This is a genomic window from Rhizobium sp. 57MFTsu3.2 (assembly GCF_012932765.1).
GTDB lineage: Bacteria > Pseudomonadota > Alphaproteobacteria > Rhizobiales > Rhizobiaceae > Rhizobium > Rhizobium altiplani.
The window spans coordinates 285043-304577 of the sequence record NZ_JDWI01000001.1; the positions used below are offsets into that span (position 1 = coordinate 285043).

At 61.6% G+C, this 19535-nt stretch carries 15 protein-coding genes; 4 read left to right on the top strand and 11 right to left on the bottom strand.

The annotated features are described in order from the left end of the window. Positions 1 to 100: 100 nt before the first annotated feature. A complete protein-coding gene (locus AF71_RS01415; protein ID WP_018855245.1) occupies positions 101 to 2440 on the bottom strand; it encodes a transglycosylase domain-containing protein in 2340 nt (779 codons plus the stop codon). 233 nt (positions 2441 to 2673) lie between these two features. Here AF71_RS01415 and AF71_RS01420 point away from each other — a divergent pair, with 233 nt between their 5' ends. Both AF71_RS01420 and AF71_RS01425 read left to right on the top strand, forming a co-directional pair. Further along, the gene (locus AF71_RS01420; RefSeq protein ID WP_113470511.1) at positions 2674 to 2994 is read left to right on the top strand and encodes a hypothetical protein; all 321 of its coding nucleotides are present in this window, start codon (positions 2674 to 2676) and stop codon (positions 2992 to 2994) included. Positions 2995 to 3161: 167 nt separating this feature from the next. Beyond that, positions 3162 to 3344, top strand: a complete 183-nt coding sequence (locus AF71_RS01425) for a hypothetical protein (protein ID WP_018855247.1) — start codon at positions 3162 to 3164, stop codon at positions 3342 to 3344. A gap of 183 nt (positions 3345 to 3527) precedes the next feature. On the opposite strand, the gene AF71_RS01430 is transcribed toward AF71_RS01425, so the two are convergent. The 3 genes from AF71_RS01430 to AF71_RS01440 form a co-directional block, all read right to left on the bottom strand. Continuing rightward, complete coding sequence (locus tag AF71_RS01430) at positions 3528 to 4235, bottom strand: SH3 domain-containing protein (protein WP_169679599.1); 708 nt, start codon at positions 4233 to 4235, stop codon at positions 3528 to 3530. A gap of 486 nt (positions 4236 to 4721) precedes the next feature. Beyond that, complete coding sequence (locus tag AF71_RS01435; RefSeq protein WP_113160519.1) at positions 4722 to 6110, bottom strand: M20/M25/M40 family metallo-hydrolase; 1389 nt, start codon at positions 6108 to 6110, stop codon at positions 4722 to 4724. Between the two features lie 207 nt (positions 6111 to 6317). Further along, on the bottom strand, positions 6318 to 6734 hold the full coding sequence (locus AF71_RS01440) for a MarR family transcriptional regulator (protein ID WP_016552356.1): 417 nt from the start codon (positions 6732 to 6734) through the stop codon (positions 6318 to 6320). Positions 6735 to 7156: 422 nt separating this feature from the next. On the opposite strand from AF71_RS01440, the gene polA reads away from it, so the two are divergent. Beyond that, the gene (gene polA, locus AF71_RS01445) at positions 7157 to 10156 is read left to right on the top strand and encodes a DNA polymerase I (RefSeq protein ID WP_169679387.1); all 3000 of its coding nucleotides are present in this window, start codon (positions 7157 to 7159) and stop codon (positions 10154 to 10156) included. A 172-nt stretch (positions 10157 to 10328) separates the two neighbouring features. After that, on the top strand, positions 10329 to 12677 hold the full coding sequence (locus tag AF71_RS01450) for a DNA translocase FtsK (RefSeq protein WP_025658601.1): 2349 nt from the start codon (positions 10329 to 10331) through the stop codon (positions 12675 to 12677). A gap of 433 nt (positions 12678 to 13110) precedes the next feature. On the opposite strand, the gene AF71_RS01455 is transcribed toward AF71_RS01450, so the two are convergent. From AF71_RS01455 to phnD, 7 genes are all read right to left on the bottom strand, one after another. Next, positions 13111 to 13620, bottom strand: coding sequence for a GrpB family protein (locus tag AF71_RS01455; RefSeq protein WP_169679390.1), 510 nt, complete (start codon positions 13618 to 13620; stop codon positions 13111 to 13113). Between the two features lie 14 nt (positions 13621 to 13634). Beyond that, positions 13635 to 14234, bottom strand: coding sequence for a phosphonate metabolism protein/1,5-bisphosphokinase (PRPP-forming) PhnN (gene phnN, locus AF71_RS01460; protein ID WP_025658599.1), 600 nt, complete (start codon positions 14232 to 14234; stop codon positions 13635 to 13637). Continuing rightward, entirely contained in the window at positions 14231 to 15370 is a 1140-nt protein-coding gene (locus tag AF71_RS01465) for an alpha-D-ribose 1-methylphosphonate 5-triphosphate diphosphatase (RefSeq protein ID WP_025658598.1), read from the bottom strand. Before AF71_RS01465 ends, phnN begins: the two co-directional genes overlap by 4 nt. 13 nt (positions 15371 to 15383) lie before the next feature. After that, positions 15384 to 16079, bottom strand: coding sequence for a DUF1045 domain-containing protein (locus AF71_RS01470; protein WP_062375781.1), 696 nt, complete (start codon positions 16077 to 16079; stop codon positions 15384 to 15386). Positions 16080 to 16210: 131 nt separating this feature from the next. Beyond that, positions 16211 to 17551 (bottom strand): phosphonate ABC transporter, permease protein PhnE, encoded by a 1341-nt coding sequence (phnE, locus tag AF71_RS01475; protein ID WP_169679393.1) that lies wholly within the window; start codon positions 17549 to 17551, stop codon positions 16211 to 16213. Positions 17552 to 17559: 8 nt separating this feature from the next. Continuing rightward, a complete protein-coding gene (gene phnE / locus AF71_RS01480; RefSeq protein ID WP_169679396.1) occupies positions 17560 to 18531 on the bottom strand; it encodes a phosphonate ABC transporter, permease protein PhnE in 972 nt (323 codons plus the stop codon). 70 nt (positions 18532 to 18601) lie between these two features. Then, complete coding sequence (phnD, locus tag AF71_RS01485; RefSeq protein ID WP_018855261.1) at positions 18602 to 19507, bottom strand: phosphonate ABC transporter substrate-binding protein; 906 nt, start codon at positions 19505 to 19507, stop codon at positions 18602 to 18604. Positions 19508 to 19535: the final 28 nt, after the last annotated feature.

Sequence of the window (19535 nt, forward strand, 5' to 3'; positions counted from 1 at the left end):
TGCAAGGCGAGAACTAGCCAGAAAACCGGCAAAAAAAGCGCCCAACAGCTAATTTTGGCACGCACAGGACGATGGCGTTTTTCTGGCCAAAACCCGTCGACTATTGTCCCATGATCAAGTCAAGCAAGGTCGTCCGTTTCCGATGGTGCGCCGGCGACGGTTCAGGCTCGCCAATATCACCCGGCGGCAGCGCATCACCGTAGCCATAACCACCGTCATCGGCGATGTCGGCGGGCGGCACCGGACCGCCATTGACCGGGGCGATCGGCTGGCGTCTTGGCCGGTCATTCGCCTGTGGATAGCGCTCGGCGCTTTCACCAAAGACACCGGAGAGAATGCTGCCGATTGTCGTCGGCTCTTCAAGCGGCGGCGCCATACCGGGCTCCGCAGACGCCATCGGCTGGTCGCCGAAGCCGGGATTGGCTGCCGGATCAGCCATGAATTGCCCGTTGCCGAACAGTGGCGCCGGCGACAGTCCCTTGTGCGCGGCGACCATGAATTCCTGCCAGGCCTTGGCCGGCAAGCCGCCGCCCGTCACCTTCTTCATCGGCTTGCCATCGTCGTTGCCAAACCAGACGCCGGTTGTGAGGTTGCTGGTGAAGCCGACGAAGAGCGCGTCGCGCGAATTCTGGGTCGTGCCGGTCTTGCCCGCGGCCTGCCAACCGGAAAGCTTGGCGCTCTTGCCCGTTCCCTGGTTGATGACGCCCATCATCATCGTGTTCATGTTGGCAGCAATCGCCTCCGACAGGACACGGGGCGGGTTGTCGTAGGTATTTTCGTAGAGCACCTTGCTGCCGTCAGCCGTCGTTACGCGTCGGATCACATGCGGCGTCGCCTTGTAGCCGCCATTCATGAAGGCGGCATAGGCGCCGGTGAGCTCGGTCAGCGACACTTCCGACGTACCAAGAGCGATCGAGGCATTGGGCTGCAGTTCCGATTCGATGCCGAGGCGGTGCGCGAGCTTGATCACCTGGTCCGGCCCGTCATACATGACCAACTGGGCCGCGACGGTGTTCAGCGACTTTGCAAGCGCCGTCGCGAGCGTCACTTCGCCATTGTACTTCTTCTCGTAGTTCTCAGGCGTCCAATCGCCGATGCGGATCGGCGCGTCGTTGAACACCGAAAACGGCGTCAGACCTTTTTCCAACGCCGCTGCATAGACGAACGGCTTGAAGGACGAGCCCGGCTGGCGCTTGGCGGTGACGGCGCGGTTGAACTGGCTGTCGGCATAATCCCTGCCGCCGACGAGCGCGCGGATTGCGCCGGTGCCATCGAGTGAAACCAGGGCTGCCTGCGACGTATCGAGCTTGGCGCCGTCCTTGCCGAGCACATCGTTCAGCGACTGCTCCGCGCGCTTCTCCAGCGTCTTGTCGATCGTCGTATCGACGACGATGTCTTCCTTGACGTCGCCGATCAGGCCAGGGAGCTGGTCCATGACCATATCCGCGACATAGTGGCCGGCGCCCGACCAGTAGCGCTTCGCCTTGGCTGGCGTCTGCGACATCGCGGTCTTCACCTCGTCGTCGGTGATATAGCCTTGCTCGCGCATCGTCTGCAGGACCACCTGCGCGCGGGCATTGGCGGCCTCGGGATCGCGCGCCGGCGACAGCCGCGACGGCGCCTTGACGAGTCCGGCAAGAAGGGCTGCTTCACCGAGGTTCACGTCGCGTGCGGACTTGTTGAAGTAGCGACGCGAGGCCGCTTCGACGCCATAGGCGTTCGAGCCGAAGAAGACGCGGTTGAGGTACATCGCAAGGATCTGGTCCTTGGTGTATTTCTGCTCCAGCCATAGCGCGAGCAGGACTTCCTGCACCTTACGCTCAAGCGTGCGGTCCGGCGACAGGAAAAGGTTCTTTGCAAGCTGCTGTGTCAGCGTCGAGCCGCCCTGAACCATGTGGCCGGTCGTCAGGTTGGTGACGAGGGCGCGTGCGAGGCCAAGGGGATCCACGCCGAAATGCGAATAGAAGCGGCGGTCTTCAATGGCGACGATCGCTTCCGGGATGTAGGGCGACATGTCTTCGAGCGCGAGCGCTTCGCCGCCCGTCGTGCCGCGATTGGCGATGACGCTGCCATCGACGGCAGTTATCTTGACGTTCGGCGGGCGATCCGGAATGGCCCAGGTGCTGGCGCTCGGCATACGCGACCCGTAATAGACGACGAGGCCAGCCACGCCGATCCCGGCCCAGATGCCGAAAACGATGCACCAGTAGAGGATGCGACGAATGAAGCCGAAGAAGCTTCCACCCTCGCGTTCGCGACGACCACGTCTGCGTCTTTCGGGTTGGCGCGCGCGAGACGATTTTGACGGCGATCGCTTGGTCGAACGTCCCCTGACGACACGGTCATCGGCGTCGAGCGAAAAATCGTCATCATCGTCGCGGTCGTCGCGACCGCCGAAGGAAGGTTCGATCCTGTCGCGTGATTTGCCTCTGCCCGCCATCTAGTACCGGTACGCCCCTTCTTCGCTCCTTGCGCGGCGACGCCGCAGAAACCGTGCTTTGCCAAACGGTTCTCCGCCCGGTTGAACTTTAAATGCGGCGATTTAAGGGGTGGTTAAGAAGTGGCTAGACCGGCCCGCCCTTGCCCCAACAATGTCAAATTTGGTTCAGCCCCCGTTCACCGAACCGGCTCTCTAATCCATGTGCAAGGGACTTGCATAACAGAGGTGCAGAGATGCGTATTAGAATGATTGCAGCTGCGATCGCCATGTGTGGATTTGGCGTTACCGCGGCTGAAGCGATGCCGGTCGCGCCGCTGAACGGCGTTGCGGCCAAGAATACGGTACTCGTCGATTACGCCTGCGGGCGCGGCTATCACCTGACCCGGTGGGGCAATTGCCGGCCGAACTGGGACCGACCGCCACCGCCGCGTTACGGCTGGCGCGCCGATCGCCGCTACGGATGGGGCGGCCCGCCGCGCCATGACTGGCGCTATGAGCGATCCTACGGATGGGATCGCCCGCCACCGTGGGTGCGCGGACGCGATTGGCGCTGATTAAGACAGCAAGGCCCGGGCCGCTCAGCCTGGGCTTTGTTATAATTCGTTTACCAAGCCCCGCTTTTTTGGCATGGCTGCCATTCGTTGCGACTGTCACAAATCTGACGTATAGCACGCCGGATTGCGCCTGAGATTAGCGCAGCATGCGCAATATGTAGGCATTCATGACCATCGACATTACCAAAAGCGAAGAATTCAAGCTGCGTGAAGTTTGGGACGTGCACGAGTTTGCACGCCGCTACCGGCTGACAAAAATGGAAGAGAGCCGCCTGAAGATGCTTCACGGCCCGTTCGCGGAATTGCGCGACCTCCTCGCCGGTCGGCAGCGTTCCGTTTCTCTCTGGTAACAGGGAACCATTAGCGAGCTGGTGGATTAACGCCCTAGCGAAACACGCCCTACACGTTTCGCTAAAGGTCGGCCGTCTCCCCCTCAAACGCGCCGATCGCGATCAGGCCCGGTGTCTCTCCCAGAGCGCCGGGCCTTCTCATCTCCCCAATATAAAGGGCGGTCTCGCGGCCGCCCCGATGCGTCACTGCTGGTTGCCGCAGGCCGGATCACGCGGCGGGCAGCGTGGAGGCCCACGACGGCCCTCACCGCCGCGACGCCAGTTCCCATCGTCGTTGCCCTGCGGCGGGCGCTGGAAGTCCGGACGATTGTCATGGGGCCGTCCCTGGAAATCCTGGCGGCCGGGGCCGCGGTCGAAATTCGGTTGCTCGGGACGACGGTCCGGTCCGCGGTTTCCATCGAGCGTCCGATCGGGACCGCGATCAAAATCGGGTCGCGGACGCCCGGGGCCAGGGTTTCCGTCGAATTCTGGCGGCCGCACCACAGCGGGCGGGCGATCGTAAACAGGATTGCGACGCCAACGATCGCGCTCCCGATAGAAATCGCGACCGCGGTAATAGCGGTCCCAGTAATTTCCGACGCTGAAGACCACGGTCGGGATTCCGAGGGGACGGTAATATTCCGGACCCACATAGACGCGACGGCTCTGGTAGAGCGCCTGCACATAGCGACCTGCGACCCAGCCGCGCCCACCGTAGAACTCCACGTCGCACCAAGGCACATCGGCGAGGCAGCCATGGATTTCCACCGATTCACCGGCCGGAATGACGGTTACAGCGGGATATTGCGTGCTTGGTCCGGCCCGCATGTTGACGTTGGCTGTCGCATATCCCTCTGCCGCCTCGGCGATCGCCGGCGCGAGCAAGAGGGCGGCCGCTGCAGCGGCCTTCATCAAGATGGACTTCACGTTTCAACTCCTCTGACGACGCTGGCGACCGCGCCGCTTGTGTTTTCCGAGAAGGTGCGCAAGCGCCCGGGCACGGCTTCGGCGTTCGCCGCCTCGCGCCGATTTCAGCTCAATCACCTTTTCTTTCAATGATTTGTAGTCCGCGCCGATGAACCTGACTTGAACGCGTGGGCGCTTCAAAATTCAAAAATGCAACACATCTACTTGAAACGCGCGCTCGGCATTCCGACGTGCGAACCAACATATTGCAGCCGATGGAAAGCTGTGCGCGCCAGCAACGTTGCCGCTTCCACCGTCCTGATCGAGGCTCAGCGTTAACCGTTGGTTAACCTTTCCCGATCAGTCTGGCTGCAACATTCGCTTCCTCCTTGACCACGGATGTACTGGCATCGAAGTGAAGCGGATGACGAAAGGCCGGCTCGTTCCGGCCTTTTTGTTTTTCTGGCGTTCAAAGACGAACGCTTTTCCAGCCTATTTGGCCAACGCTTCCAGGATGCGGATCCAAGAACGGATGCCCTTGTGGTAGGAAGCGAGTTCGTACTTCTCGTTCGGCGAGTGAATGCGATCATCGCTGAGACCGAAGCCGACAAGCAGCGACTCCATGCCGAGCATCTTCTGGAAGTCGCCGACGATCGGGATCGATCCGCCCATGCCGATCACCACGGCCGGTTTCGGCCACTCGTCGGAGAGCGCATTCTTGGCCTTCGTCAGCACCGGCGAATCATAAGAGAGGTGGATGGCCGGCGAACCGCCATGCGGATGGAAGTCGACCGAGCAGTCCGCCGGGATTTTCGAGCGGACGTAGCTGCGGAAGCTTTCGCGGATGGCGTTCGGATCCTGGGTCCCGACGAGGCGGAAGGAAACCTTGGCCGAAGCCTTGGCTGCGATCACCGTCTTGAAGCCCTCACCGGTGTAGCCGCCCCAGATGCCGTTGATCTCGGCGGTCGGACGCGCCCATGTGAGCTCGAGAACCGACCGGTCCTTTTCGCCCGACGGGATCGACAGGCCGACCTCGCCCAGGAAGGTTTCCGCCGTTTTGCCGAGCGTTTCCCAGGATGCCTTGATATTGGCAGGCGTTTCCTCGACGCCGTCATAGAAGCCTTCAAGGGTGATGCGGCCGGTCTCATCGTGCAGTCCGGCAAGCGCGGCAGTCAGGATATGGATCGGGTTCGCCGCGGCACCGCCGAACAGGCCGGAATGCAGATCGCGGTCGGCGGCCGTCACGACGATTTCCTCGCCGACAAGACCACGAAGGGCTGCTGCGATTGCCGGTGTATCGCGATCCCACATGCTGGTGTCACACACGAGCGCATAGTCCGCCTTCAATTCCGCGGCGTTGGCCTCAAGAAAAGGCTTCAACGACGGCGAACCCGATTCCTCTTCGCCTTCGAAGAGGATGGTGATGCGGCAAGGCAGTGCACCCTTGACTTCCTTGTAGGCACGGCAGGCCTCGACGAAAGTCATCAACTGGCCTTTGTCGTCGGCGGTGCCGCGGCCCGTCAGGATCTTCCGGCCGTTGCCGACATCCTTGATCGACGGTTCGAAGGGATCATTCTCCCAGAGCTCGATCGGATCGACTGGCTGCACGTCGTAGTGGCCGTAGAACAGCACATGCGGCGCATCAGCGCTTGCGCCGGCGTGATGGGCCACGACCATGGGGTGGCCGGGCGTGTTACGCACGGACGCCTCGAAACCCAGGGTCTCGAGATAGGAAACCAGCCATTCAGCCGCCTTGCGGCACTCGGCCTTGTAGGCCGGGTCGGTGGAAATGGACTTGATGCGCAACAGCTCGAACAGCTTGTCGAGGCTCGATGTCAAATTCTGGTCCGCACGCGACAGCACCGGCATTACGTCAGTCATTTTCGACTCCTTTTGAAATTCGGCGGGACGATAGACCAAAGGCCGGTCGCTTTCGAGACGAAAAAGCAGGCAGGGAGAGCCAATGGCGAGAGATGGGCGCGTCAGACACGCCCGGGGGACGAGAGCACGAATAGCTGGCGGCGGGCGAGAGCTTGTTTTCAGCGCATGCGGAGGAGTTCGACCATAACGGCGGCGGAACAGTGTCGATTACAGCTTCTTGGCATTGTCGAGCAGGCGGCGGATGTACTCGAGCGTCAGTTCGCGCTCGAAGCTCTTGAAGCCCTGAAACAGGGCCAGGTCCGCTTCACGCGCCGCCTCGATGGCGTCGTCTTCCATGCCTTTGGCCTTGTCCGTGAGAAAGATCAGCTGCGCGCGCTTGTCGGACGGATGCGGACGACGATCGATCAACCCGTCGCGCGCCATGCGCGCAAGCGTGTTCGCCATCGTCGCCTGTTCGATGTCGACGCGGGCCAGCAACTGCTTCTGCGTCAGCCCGTCCTCGGCCCAGAGTTCGAGAAGAACGGGGAATTGCCCGGGCGAAAAGCCGAGCCGCGCCGCGCGCTGCTGGAGCGAACGAGCGAAGCCCTTGGCCAGCTGGCTGGCAAGGTAAGCTCCCGAGTCCATTCGATTAATTCCCATCTTCTCAATTAGTCGCAGAAAACTCGATGAAACAATGCAACAAATCGCATACGACGCATCACAAATGCTTCATCGCAGGCTATGCTCGAAAGATAGAGCAGCAAAACAAAGCCGCCATAGCCTGGAGGTCTGGCTATGGCGGCTTTAAAATGGGGACAAAGGCCCGGAGAGGGGATAAGGCCTTTGTCCAAGTCCGAAGCGGCGGGGGACAAGCCAGCTATCAGACCCTCGACGCGATCAAACACGATCAAACGCCGGTAGTAATCATTTGTGATCGGGAATGTGGCTTTTCAAGGGAAAGCCGAGGATTGACTATTACAAATTAGTAACACTTTGGTGAGCCAGAAACTTTTCACCCTCGGAACTTTATATGGACCTTCCAAGGTCGCCGCGCTATCCATGACGCCATGAAAAAAGGCGATCATCTCTTCCTAATCGACGGCTCCGGTTTTATCTTTCGAGCCTTTCACGCACTTCCCCCTTTGACCCGCAAATCCGACGGTTTGCCGGTGGGCGCCGTGTCGGGTTTCTGCAACATGCTGTGGAAACTCCTGACCGATGCGCGCGACACATCGGTTGGCGCGACCCCGACGCATCTGGCCGTCATCTTCGACTATTCGGCAAAGACGTTCCGCAAGGATCTCTACGACGCCTATAAGGCGAACCGCTCGACACCGCCCGACGAACTCATCCCTCAGTTCGGTCTCATCCGTCACGCCACACGGGCCTTCAACCTGCCGTGCATCGAGACGGAGGGCTTCGAGGCCGACGACATCATTGCAACCTATGCTCGCCAGGCCGAGGCGCTCGGCGCCGACGTGACGATCGTGTCTTCGGACAAGGATCTGATGCAGCTGGTGACGACCAACGTCCACATGTACGACAGCATGAAGGACAAGCAGATCGGCATTCCTGATGTCATCGAGAAGTGGGGCGTTCCACCCGAGAAGATGATCGATCTCCAGGCGATGACCGGCGACTCGGTCGACAACGTGCCTGGCATCCCCGGCATCGGCCCGAAGACGGCGGCGCAACTGCTTGCCGATTACGGCGATCTCGACACGCTTCTCGAACGCGCGACCGAGATCAAGCAGGAGAAGCGCCGGCAGACGATCATCGAGAATGCCGACAAGGCCCGCCTGTCGCGCGAGCTCGTGCGGCTGCGCACTGATGTTCCGCTTGAACTCAAGGTCGAAGACCTGATCCTTGAGCCGCAGAACGGACCGAAGCTGATCGGCTTCTTGAAGGCAATGCAGTTTACCTCGCTGACGCGGCGCGTGGCCGAGGCTTGCGATTGCGATGCCAGCGCGATCGAAGCCGTGGATGTTCCGGTCCAGTGGGGTGCGGCAGCGCGCGGGCCGGATCTCGACGCCGCAGAGCCCGAGCCAGTTGCCGGCGGCATTCCCGACGTTGCCGGCGAGGCCGTGCCCGTTCCGGCAAAGGCGAACGGCGCGAATGGTCGCGAGGGTACCTTCCGGCCGGGCGATCTTGCCAAGGCGCGCGCCGAGGCCTTTGCCTCCCTGCCCTTCGACCACTCGCGCTATGTCACCATTCGCGACATCGCGACGCTCGACAAATGGATTGCCGATGCGCGAGAAACCGGACTGGTTGGCTTCGACACCGAGACCACGTCGCTCGATGCGATGCAGGCGGAGCTCGTCGGCTTCTCGATGGCGATTGCCGACAACGACAGGAACGCCACCGGCACCAGCATTCGCGCCGCCTACGTCCCGATCGCCCACAAGACGGGCGTCGGCGATCTGCTCGGCGGCGGGCTTGCGGACAACCAGATCCCAATGCGAGATGCCCTGCCCCGGCTGAAGGCACTGCTGGAAGACGAGTCGATCCTGAAGGTCGCCCAGAACCTCAAATACGACTACCTGCTGATGAAGCGCTACGGGGTCGAAACCAAGAACTTCGACGATACGATGCTGATCTCCTACGTGCTCGACGCAGGCACCGGCGCGCACGGCATGGACCCGTTGTCGGAGAAGTTCCTCGGCCACACGCCGATCGCCTACAAGGATGTGGCCGGCAGCGGTAAGTCGAACGTTACATTCGACCTCGTCGATATCGATCGCGCGACGCACTACGCCGCCGAGGATGCGGAGATCACGCTCAGGCTCTGGCTGGTGCTGAAACCGCGCCTTGCCGCCGAGAAGCTGACCACGGTTTACGAACGCCTCGAGCGGCCCCTGCTTCCGGTCCTGGCACACATGGAAGAACGCGGCATCACCGTCGACAGGCAGATCCTCTCGCGCCTGTCCGGCGATCTCGCACAAGGCGCCGCGGCACTCGAGGACGAAATTTTCAAGCTTGCAGGCGGTCGCTTTACCATCGGCTCGCCGAAGCAGCTGGGCGACATCCTGTTCGGCAAGATGGGACTTGCAGGCGGTACGAAGACGAAGACCGGCCAATGGTCGACCTCGGCAAGCGTTCTCGAAGACCTCGCCGCCGCGGGCTTCGAACTGCCGCGCAAGATCGTCGACTGGCGCCAGCTGACTAAGCTCAAGTCCACCTACACGGATGCGCTGCCGGGATACGTGCACCCCCAGACGAAGCGAGTTCACACCTCGTATTCGCTGGCCTCGACGACGACAGGTCGCCTGTCCTCCTCGGAACCAAACCTGCAAAACATTCCGGTTCGGACGGCGGAAGGCCGCAAGATCCGTACTGCCTTCATCTCGTCGCCGGGCCATAAGCTGATTTCGGCCGACTACAGCCAGATCGAGCTGCGCGTGCTCGCCCACGTCGCCGAGATTCCGCAGCTGACGCAGGCCTTCGCCGACGGCGTCGACATTCATACGATGACCGCATCGGAGATGTTCGGCGTGCCTGTCGAGGGCATGCCGTCAGAAGTGCGACGTCGCGCCAAGGCCATCAACTTCGGCATCATCTACGGTATCTCAGCCTTCGGCCTTGCCAATCAGCTCTCGATCGAGCGCTCGGAAGCGGGCGACTACATCAAGAAGTATTTCGAGCGCTTCCCCGGCATCCGCGACTACATGGACAGCCGCAAGCAGATGGCGCGTGACAAGGGTTACGTCGAAACGATCTTCGGGCGGCGAATCAACTATCCGGAGATTCGCTCGTCCAACCCGTCGGTTCGCGCCTTCAACGAGCGCGCCGCGATCAACGCGCCGATCCAGGGATCAGCCGCCGATATCATTCGCCGGGCCATGATCAAGATGGAGCCGGCGCTGGCCGAAGCAGGGCTTGGCGACCGCGTGCGCATGCTCCTACAGGTGCACGACGAACTGATCTTCGAAGTCGAGGACGCACACGTCGACAAGGCGACGCCGATCATCGTTTCGGTGATGGAGAACGCCACCATGCCGGCGCTCGAAATGCGGGTGCCGCTGAGAGTCGACGCGCGTTCGGCCACCAACTGGGACGAAGCGCACTGAGCGCTTCGTCGAAAATTCATTAAAATTTTCATTGCCTTCCAAGCCATTGATATAAAATGATTTTCCTTTTGTTTTTCGCCGAATGACCGCGCGGATGGAAGGAACTTATTAACCTTCATTTCCTAATTCGAAAGCCGATATTAGTTGCTAATCATGAGTGAGTAGCGGTCGTATGCGCTTTCCGAGAACCAATCTGACAGGGGCCGAGGAGATTTCCGCGGAAGTCGAAGGTGAACAGCTGCAGGAACACGCAGGCGAGAAGCCTACGGCACCAATCTGGCAGAGCAATTTTTCACTGGCTCCGAATGTGCGGTTCACCCGCACGCCCGAGAATCTGATCAATCCGAAGCGCGTACCGGCGCCGCCCTTTCGCACGCCGCCGCTTGCGCTGCAGGAACGCGTTGCGGCGGAAATCGGCGCGAGCGTGGAACAGCAGGCACCTGTTGTCGCGAACGCTCCGGTCGAGGTCTACGAAGCGGAGATCGCGCCGGCGATCGAGGTGCAGTCGACGGCCACCGCATTGCCGTTGATGTCGGTCGAGCCCGAGACTCACACCGTTGTCCGCGCAGCCACGGAACTGGCTGCCATCTCGGACTTCGCATTCTGGGAGGTCATGGCCTTCGAAGAAGCGGCAGCCGAACCGATCCTGTTGCCGCCGGTCTCCATGCCGAAGGCAGAGGTCAGCCCCGAATCGATCATCAGCCGGTTCCGCGTCATGGAGTGGCGGCCTGGTCGGCAACAGCCCGCAATGGCCGTAGCTTCGGTGCCTCAGCCGGTCGCCCCAGCCGCTGTCGCGCCTTCTCCCGGTTTGACGCGTGGCCGCGCCGCGCAAAACCCGGTCGCGACCGAACACAGCCGCGTGGAAGAAGCGGCGCAAGTCGAGCCGAAAGTGCAGCCTATCGCTCCGCTGCCAGTTCGCGCTTTGGCGCCGCAGCCGCTCGCACCGGCACCGCGTTTTGCCGCACCGAAGGTCGTCGCCTCGAGGGTCGATGCCTCAGGCTACGAATTCCCGTCGCACTCGCTGCTGCAGGAGCCGCCTGAACGTGTCGGCGAGATCATGTCGCAGGAGACGCTGGAGCAGAATGCCGGCCTTCTGGAAAGTGTTCTCGAGGATTTCGGCATCAAGGGCGAGATCATCCATGTCCGCCCCGGCCCTGTTGTCACGCTTTACGAGTTCGAGCCGGCACCGGGCGTCAAGTCTTCCCGCGTCATCGGCCTCGCCGACGATATTGCCCGCTCGATGTCGGCCCTGTCGGCGCGTGTCGCGGTGGTTCCCGGCCGCAACGTCATCGGTATCGAATTGCCGAACGCGCTGCGCGAGACCGTCTACTTCCGTGAGATGATCGAAAGCCAGGATTTCGAGAAGAGCGGCTTCAAGCTGGCGCTCGGCCTCGGCAAGACGATCGGCGGCGAACCCGTCATCGCCGAGCTCGCAAAGATGCCCCACCTGCTCGTTGCCGGCACCACCGGTTCGGGTAAGTCGGTCGCCATCAACACCATGATCCTGTCGCTGCTTTACCGGATGTCGCCCGAGCAGTGCCGCCTGATCATGGTCGATCCGAAGATGCTGGAACTCTCCGTCTATGACGGCATCCCGCACCTCTTGACGCCCGTCGTCACCGACCCCAAGAAGGCCGTCATGGCGCTGAAGTGGGCGGTGCGCGAGATGGAGGATCGGTATCGCAAGATGTCACGCCTCGGCGTGCGCAACATCGACGGCTACAACGGCCGCGTGGCGCAGGCGCGCGACAAGGGCGAGACCATCCATGTCATGGTCCAGACCGGCTTCGACAGAAGCACGGGCGCTCCGATCGAAGAGAGCCAGGAGATGGACCTGACGCCGATGCCCTATATCGTCGTCATCGTTGACGAAATGGCCGACCTGATGATGGTCGCCGGCAAGGAAATCGAAGGGGCGATCCAGCGCCTGGCGCAGATGGCGCGTGCTGCCGGTATCCACCTGATCATGGCGACGCAGCGCCCGTCGGTCGACGTCATCACCGGCACGATCAAGGCGAACTTCCCGACCCGTATCTCCTTCCAGGTGACGTCGAAGATCGACAGCCGCACTATTCTTGGCGAACAGGGCGCGGAACAACTGCTCGGCCAGGGCGATATGCTGCACATGCAGGGCGGCGGGCGGATTTCGCGCGTGCACGGACCGTTCGTTTCCGATGCCGAAGTCGAGAAGGTCGTCGCGCATCTGAAGACGCAGGGTCGGCCGGAATATCTCGACACCGTCACCGCTGACGAGGAAGAAGAGGACGGGGAAGAAGAGGACAGCGCAGTCTTCGACAAGAGCGCCATGGGCTCCGAAGACGGCGACGAGCTTTACCAGCAGGCGGTCAAGGTCGTGATGCGCGACAAGAAGTGCTCGACCTCCTACATCCAGCGCCGGCTCGGCATCGGCTACAACCGCGCGGCTTCGCTCGTCGAGCGCATGGAGAAGGAAGGTCTCGTCGGCCCGGCAAATCATGTCGGCAAGCGCGAGATCGTCGCTGGACGCGGCGAAGGCGAATAACGCAGTGGCAGCGGCATCCCACAAGGGGTGCCGCTGCCAGAAGTAATGTCCGCGCCGGAGAATGCTCCGGTACGGCTTGGCCTGGCTGGGAATGGGCAGGCAGCGGTTGTGGTCTATGTGGATTGTCAGGCGGTACCGCCTGCCCGATTGCATCGAGGTTCCCGCGCTTCCAGGCCGACAGGAGCGTCTCTCGGCTTTCCGTTGCGGTTGATCGCCGGTCCTGACGCCTGCGATCCTCCTCCTGCAAACATCATCGAACGCTGGACTTTCAACCCGTTTTGTCAGATCCGGCTCGCGACCCGGCTCCCTGTCCAATGACGTCATCAGTGTGCGCCAGATCGTTGGCGCGGGGATCGACGGGGAAGATCAGTTCGTCCAAATCACTGAAAGTTCATTCGATTTTTTCCACGCACAACAAAATTGCGCCGTGACATCAGTCCACTTTGCCAGCCGCGAGACGTAAGGTCTCGCGTACGAAGTCGGTCTTGCCGCCTGTGTAATAGGCCCAATCGTCGTTCGCCTGGCTCATCAGGCGAAGCTTCAGTGCCGCGTATGCTTGCGCCCGCTGGGGATGGGCCCGCAAGTAATCGCGGAAAACGGTGCGATCGCGGAGCACACGGTTATCGGATGAACAGAGATAGAGCCGCGCGCCATAGGAGCCCTTGCCGCAGGTGAAGGTCCAGCTCTGGTCGTTGTATTTGTCACCGTGAAACGCGTAGGCGGAGAGGCCTTTTACCCGCTCGATCGCGGTCAGCAACCCATCCTCGTTGCCGAAAGCAGCGTGCAGATCGATCTTGGGCTTCGCGGCAAGGCCCGGAACCGATGTGCTGCCGACATGATGAAACACCGGTGCCAAGTCGGATAGCACCGGCTGCAGCTCTGCTTTGACCTCGTTGAAAAGCCGTGGCCACTCGGGATCGTAAGGAACGACAACGATTGCCATCGTACCTCCCGATCCTAAGCCACTTCGGTGAGGAAGCCGTTCAGCGCATCCACGATCCTGCGCTCGCCGTCTTCAAGCGAGCCGCTGTTATCGACGTCGGTCACGTCGTAGTCGCCACGCACCGTCAGCGGGCCGCGGGCGAGCCGCGCCATGATGTCTTCATGCGTCTCGCGACCGCGCGCCTCGAGTCGGCTTGCCAGAACCTCGGCAGTCGCCGTCACATTGATGACCTTGAGCCGCGGGAAAACAGCCTTGAAATGGTGAAGCGCCGAGCGCGAGCCATTGGCGATGACCAGATTTCCCTGCGCGAGCGACACCGACACTTCGGCTGGAATGCCATATTTCAAGCCGTGCGCTTCCCACCAGACCGCGAAGCTCCCGGCCTGCTCCATCGACGCAAAGCCCTGGTCGGACACGGCGAGATGCTGCTCGCCGCCGGCATGGGTGTGGCGCGTAATGACGCGTCGGACGAAATGCACCTCAGGACGACCCCGAAAGTGCTTGGCGGCGAGCGCCATCAGCGTGTCCTTGCCGGCGCCACTCGGGCCGACGACGACGACCATGATGCCGTGCTCTGTGCCGGGAACGATGTGAGGTTCGTGCGACGGGTTCATGCGACACGGCGCCCTTCACGCCAAACAGCACGGGTGACCGGCACGCCGTGATCACGGAAAACGCGGACGAGATCGGCGCGCAGGCCAGTGGCGATGCGACCGCGATCGTTGAGGCTAACGGTGCGAGCCGGCGTCGCGGTGACCATGGCGATCGCCTTCGGTAGCGAAATGCTCTCCACCTCGTCGGCAATCAGGAAGGGTGCGTAGAGCAGGCTGAGCGGGACGTAGTCAGAGGACAGAACGTCGAGCACGCCGCATTCGGCGAGATCGCGGGCGGCGATATTGCCGGAATGCGACTTGCCACGAACGATGTTCGGGGCGCCCATCAGAACGCTCATGCCATGCTCGTGCGACGCCTTGGCGGCGTCGAAGCTGGTCGGGAATTCGGCAAGGCGAACGCCGTTCTCGATAGCCTCGTCGACATGGGCGAGCGTCGCGTCGTCGTGGCTGGCGACGGTGATGCCGCGCTCGGCGCAGACCTTGGAAATGGCCGTGCGGTGCGGCGTGGAATTGCGGTCAGATTCGGACACGCGACGATCGACGAACTTGGCGAACTCCGCATCGGAGAGACCGCGCTTCTTCTGGTAGTAGAAGATGTACTGGTCCATCGTCTGGAACTGCCGCTGTCCGGGCGCGTGGTCCATCAGCGAGACAAGACGGACATAGGGATCGTTCTCGAAATCGGCGAAGTGCTGCAGCACGTTGTCGGCAGAGACCTCGCAGCGCAGGTGAAGCAGGTGCTCTGCACGCAGGCGGCCCTCCTGCTCGGCCTTCTGGATCGCATCGGCCATCTCGCGCATCTCGCCATGCTCGAAGCCGCCGTCCTCGTCAGCGCCCATGCGCAGGCAGTCGAAAACCGTGGTGATGCCTGAGGTGACGATCTGTGCGTCGTGCGCCTGGATCGCCGCCGTCTTGTGCCAGCGCAGGCCGGGACGCGGCGAATAGTGACCTTCCAGATGGTCGGTGTGCAGTTCGACGAGACCCGGGATCAGATAATCGCCTTCGAAATCCTCACCCACGCGGGAACTGCCCGTCGAGATATCGGCGATCTTGCCATCGCGGACGAGGACCGATCCTTCAACGATCTCATTCTCGAGAACGATGCGGGCATTTGAGAAGACTGTTTCTTTGGTCATCGAATATGGTCTTTCAATTTTTAGCGCCGGCGAGCGGCCACCAGGAATGGGCTTTGAACGGCGCGCCCCGCGCCTCCTCGACGAAAACGGCAAGGCCACTAATGGGGAGCGGGCGGCCGATAAAGGCGGCGAAACGCTCCGCCAGAATGGCCTTCATCACGCCTGCACGCTCCTGCGGCACCTGGCCGGTCAGCGTCATGTGGAACCCGAAATCATCCATCACATAGGGATAGCCCCAGCGCAACAGATTGGCCCTCTGGCTTTCGCTCAGTTTCTCCGGGTTGCGGCGCGCTATATCCGCATCCGACAACGCGGCGCGAAACGGTTCGAAGGATTTTACCACCGTGGCGGCGAAATCCTGAAGCGGCGGATGCAGAAAAGCGGGCACCAGCGCAAAGAATTTACCCAACTGCCCAAGCACCAGCTCGGGAATCTCAAAGGCGGACGTGCGGGCGGCGAAATCCTCGACCACCTGGATCAGGTCCTTTTCGGTGACGGAGGCGGCCAGATGGAACGGTGCCTTGATCGTCGCGTGGAAAGCGTAGCGGCGAGGATCGGCTGTCAGTTCGAACTGCTCGGCGGCTGGCAGGTCCGGACAATCGGGAGCCGGATAAATTTCACCGGTGAAGGCATCGCGGCCGAGCCAGAGCGCGGCCGTGCCGTTCAAGGGGTCATCCTTCGGCGGTGTGAAATAGAGTGCGTAGCGCAAGGCTCGTATCCTGGGAATCGCTCGGAGTGCGGTCGCAGTCTTCAGTGATTTGACCACGACCGCAAGCTGGCTTCCGGCTAAAAGATTTCCGTGACAGAATGATGATGGTCCTGAACGATCCCGCGCTTTTTTCAGTGGGCCTTGGTCCCCATCAGACGGTGACGCAGGGCGTTCGACGCCATGTCGAACAGGAACACGACGATCAGGATCAGCAGCACCATGTAGGCGACGTTTTCCCAGTTCGCGTTGGTGCGCATCGCTTCCCACAGCTTGAGACCGATGCCGCCAGCGCCAACCGCGCCGATGATCGTTGCGCCGCGGACGTTCGATTCCCACTGGTAGAGCGTCTGGCTGACGAAGACCGGGACGATCTGCGGGATGATGCCGTAGCGATGGGTGAGCACGGTGGAGGCACCGGTCGACTTGATGCCTTCGCGCGGCTTGTTGTCGACGTTTTCCAGACCCTCGGAATAGAGCTTGCCGAGCGTGCCCGTTTCCGTGAGGAAAATCGCGCCGGAGCCGGCCAAGGGACCGGGACCGAAGGCGCGGGTCAGAAAGAGCGCCCAGATCAACATGTCGACAGAGCGCAGGAAATCAAAGAACCGCTTCAGGACCTGGTTCAGGACCTTGTTCGGGGTGATATTGCGCGCAGCCAGAAAGGCCAGCGGGAAAGCAAGCGACGCGCCGAGCAGCGTTCCCAAAAAGGCCATCACGATGGTCTGGAACAGCTTGGTCCAGACGTCGCCGTGCTGCCAGGCGCTGTTGTGCCAGATATTATCGAAGGCAAGCGACAGGTTGGACTGGCCGGGCTTCAGGTCCGGACCCGAAACGATCAGGCTGATAACCTCGGTCGCCGGCTTGTCGAAGAACGGCGACTGCGTGTCGAAGACGAAATTCGCCCAACCGAGGAAGCGCTTGCGGACTTTCACGCGATCGACCGAGATGCTGACATCGCCGGCAAATCCGAGATCGGCAAGAACGTTGTCATCGTAGACCGTCATCCAGGCAGGGACCGGGCCGACGACCTTCGGGGCGCCGCTGGAGACGTCCACCGGCACGCTGATGCCATGAGCCGTGAGAACCGTTTCCTTGCTGGAGATCGTGACTGTGCGGCTTGTGCCCATGACGGAGGCTGTGACGCTGCCATCGGGATTGTTCACAACCCAGTCGGGATGCGGATCGTCGCCGAGCGGCGAGAAGCGCGGATACTTGACCGTGATGCCATCATCACCGATGCGGAACTCCGGCTGCACGTCATAGCTGACCCACTGGCTGAGATAGAGGCCGACGCGCTCCCAGTGAGCTTCGGCAAGCAGCTTCGGCAGGTCGAAGAACCAGGTCGCGTAAAGCGCATAGACGAGAGTCGCGATCACGATCATCAGGCCGCCGAAGCGCTGCTTGAAGGACCGCTTGAAATATTCCGGATAGCGCTGCTCGATCTCGTGCATCCGGTTGGCGTCGATCACCGTCATGGCGGACCTCAATGCTGCAAAAGGAAGGCGTGCTCGCCGACGAGGCGGCGGCGCAGCCATGCGGAGAACTGGTCGACCGCAACGATTGTGATGAAAAGCAGGAGAACGAGCGCCATCGTCTTGGCGCCGAATCCACGCGAGATGGAGAGCTTCAGCTCCTCGCCGATACCGCCGCCGCCGACGGCACCGATGATGGTGGAGGCGCGGACGTTGATCTCGAGGCGCAGCAGTGCGTAGGAGACGAAGTTCGGCATGACCTGCGGCATCGCGGCGAAGCGGACGCGCTCCGACCAGCTGGCACCGACGGCTTTCATGCCTTCATCCGGCTTCATGTCGATGTTTTCGACGACCTCATAGAAGAGTTTGCCGAGCGCCCCGATAGTGTGCAGGCTGACCGCGATGATCGCGGCAACCGGACCGATCGATAGGATGGCCGAAAACAGGCCGGCGATGACGATCTCGGGGAAGGCACGCAGGAATTCCGTCAGACGCTTGGCGACGATGCGCAGCGGATTGGATGGTGCCAGATTGCGGGCCACGAGAAAGCTCAGCGGCACGGCGAAGATGAAGCCGATGAGAGTCGAGACCAGCGCGACGTTGATCGTGATGATCATCAAATGGAAATATTCGGGAATATAGAAACCGCCCCAGACATAAACCCGGCCCTCGGCGAAATTGTACTCCTCGCCGGTCTTCTGGATCGGGCTTGCGACATCGAACAGGGCGCGCCAGACATCATTCCAATCCTTGGGAATGAGCCAGCTCAGAAAATCGAAGAGATGCGGCAGGCGCTCGAAGAAATGGCCGGCATTGCTTTCGTCCGCGAACCGTACCGAGGCGACAAAGGCAGCCAGCAGGATCACCAGCCCGAGACCGGTATAGAGGCGACGGCGGGCCACCATCTTGCTCCAGGCGTCACCGATTTCACTTGCGCTTTGCTGGACGGCGGGCGCTTGGGCGTTGGGATCGGCAAAAGTCATGAAGGGTGTCCGCTTTCTTCGCAGGAAAAAGGGCGGCTTGTGACGGCCGCCCTCCAACTGTCAGCATCGATCAACCGCCGATGGCAGCCTTACGAGCGTCGATGATGGCGTTGTAGAAGTCAGCCTGAACCTTGGTGTAGCCCTGGTAGTCGCCGCCTTCGATGGCTGCGAAGCACTTGGCATCCTTTTCCGGGAGCTTCATGAAGAAGTCGGTGAGCTTGGCCTGCCAATCAGCGCCGAGTTCGTTGCGAACGACGAGCGGGCCGTTCGGGATCAGCGGCGAACGCCAGACTTCAACCAGCTTGTTCGGGTCTACGGTGCCCTTGTCGACAGCCTTGCGGAAGGTGCCGGAGGTGTAGCCGTCCTTGAAATCGCCGATGCCCGAGGAGTCATCAACAGCGATGTCGACCTTGCCGTCGTAAGCGGCGAGAAGGTTGTTCTCGTGGCCGCCGTTGAACTGCGTGGACGCGAAGTACTGGTCGTTCGGCATGCCAGTGTCCTTCGGGATCTGCGTCAGCGGGATCAGGTAGCCCGAGGTGGAGTCCGGATCGGCGTAGCCGAGCTTCTTGCCCTTTGCGTCCTTGATGTCCTTGATGCCGGAGGACTTCAGGGCGAGACCGATCGAGTGGTAGCCCGTCGAGCCGTCCTTCTGAACCGTCGTCAGGATCGGCGTAACGGCCTTGTCGTCCTTGATGGCGATGGCGGCGTAGCCGGAAGCGCCGAGCTCCGCGAAGTCGAGCGTGCCGCCGAGCAGACCCTGGATAACGCCGTCATAGTCAGCAGCCGGGAAGAGCGAAACCTTCTCGAAGCCGAACTCGGTCTTCAGGTGGTCAGCCAGGCAAGCGTAGTTGCGCAGGCGGTCGGCTTCGTTTTCGCCGCCGAGGATGCCGACGCGGAATTCCTTGAGGTCTGCGGCATGCGAGACGCCGGCAAGCGCAAACAGCGCCGTCGCGGCAAAGAGTGCTTTCTTCAACATGGTACTCTCCTGATTGACCGGTGTCCCC

Excerpts from the sequence above, each read along its gene's own strand:
- polA (WP_169679387.1), top strand. The coding sequence starts at position 7,157 with ATGAAAAAAGGCGATCATCTCTTCCTAATCGACGGCTCCGGTTTTATC.
- phnN (WP_025658599.1), bottom strand. The coding sequence starts at position 14,234 with ATGAACCCGTCGCACGAACCTCACATCGTTCCCGGCACAGAGCACGGC.
- AF71_RS01435 (WP_113160519.1), bottom strand. The coding sequence starts at position 6,110 with ATGACTGACGTAATGCCGGTGCTGTCGCGTGCGGACCAGAATTTGACA.
- phnE (WP_169679393.1), bottom strand. The coding sequence starts at position 17,551 with ATGACGGTGATCGACGCCAACCGGATGCACGAGATCGAGCAGCGCTAT.
- AF71_RS01455 (WP_169679390.1), bottom strand. The coding sequence starts at position 13,620 with ATGGCAATCGTTGTCGTTCCTTACGATCCCGAGTGGCCACGGCTTTTC.
- AF71_RS01440 (WP_016552356.1), bottom strand. The coding sequence starts at position 6,734 with ATGGACTCGGGAGCTTACCTTGCCAGCCAGCTGGCCAAGGGCTTCGCT.
- AF71_RS01425 (WP_018855247.1), top strand. The coding sequence starts at position 3,162 with ATGACCATCGACATTACCAAAAGCGAAGAATTCAAGCTGCGTGAAGTT.
- AF71_RS01465 (WP_025658598.1), bottom strand. The coding sequence starts at position 15,370 with ATGACCAAAGAAACAGTCTTCTCAAATGCCCGCATCGTTCTCGAGAAT.
- phnE (WP_169679396.1), bottom strand. The coding sequence starts at position 18,531 with ATGACTTTTGCCGATCCCAACGCCCAAGCGCCCGCCGTCCAGCAAAGC.
- AF71_RS01450 (WP_025658601.1), top strand. The coding sequence starts at position 10,329 with ATGCGCTTTCCGAGAACCAATCTGACAGGGGCCGAGGAGATTTCCGCG.
- AF71_RS01415 (WP_018855245.1), bottom strand. The coding sequence starts at position 2,440 with ATGGCGGGCAGAGGCAAATCACGCGACAGGATCGAACCTTCCTTCGGC.
- AF71_RS01430 (WP_169679599.1), bottom strand. The coding sequence starts at position 4,235 with ATGAAGGCCGCTGCAGCGGCCGCCCTCTTGCTCGCGCCGGCGATCGCC.
- phnD (WP_018855261.1), bottom strand. The coding sequence starts at position 19,507 with ATGTTGAAGAAAGCACTCTTTGCCGCGACGGCGCTGTTTGCGCTTGCC.
- AF71_RS01420 (WP_113470511.1), top strand. The coding sequence starts at position 2,674 with ATGCGTATTAGAATGATTGCAGCTGCGATCGCCATGTGTGGATTTGGC.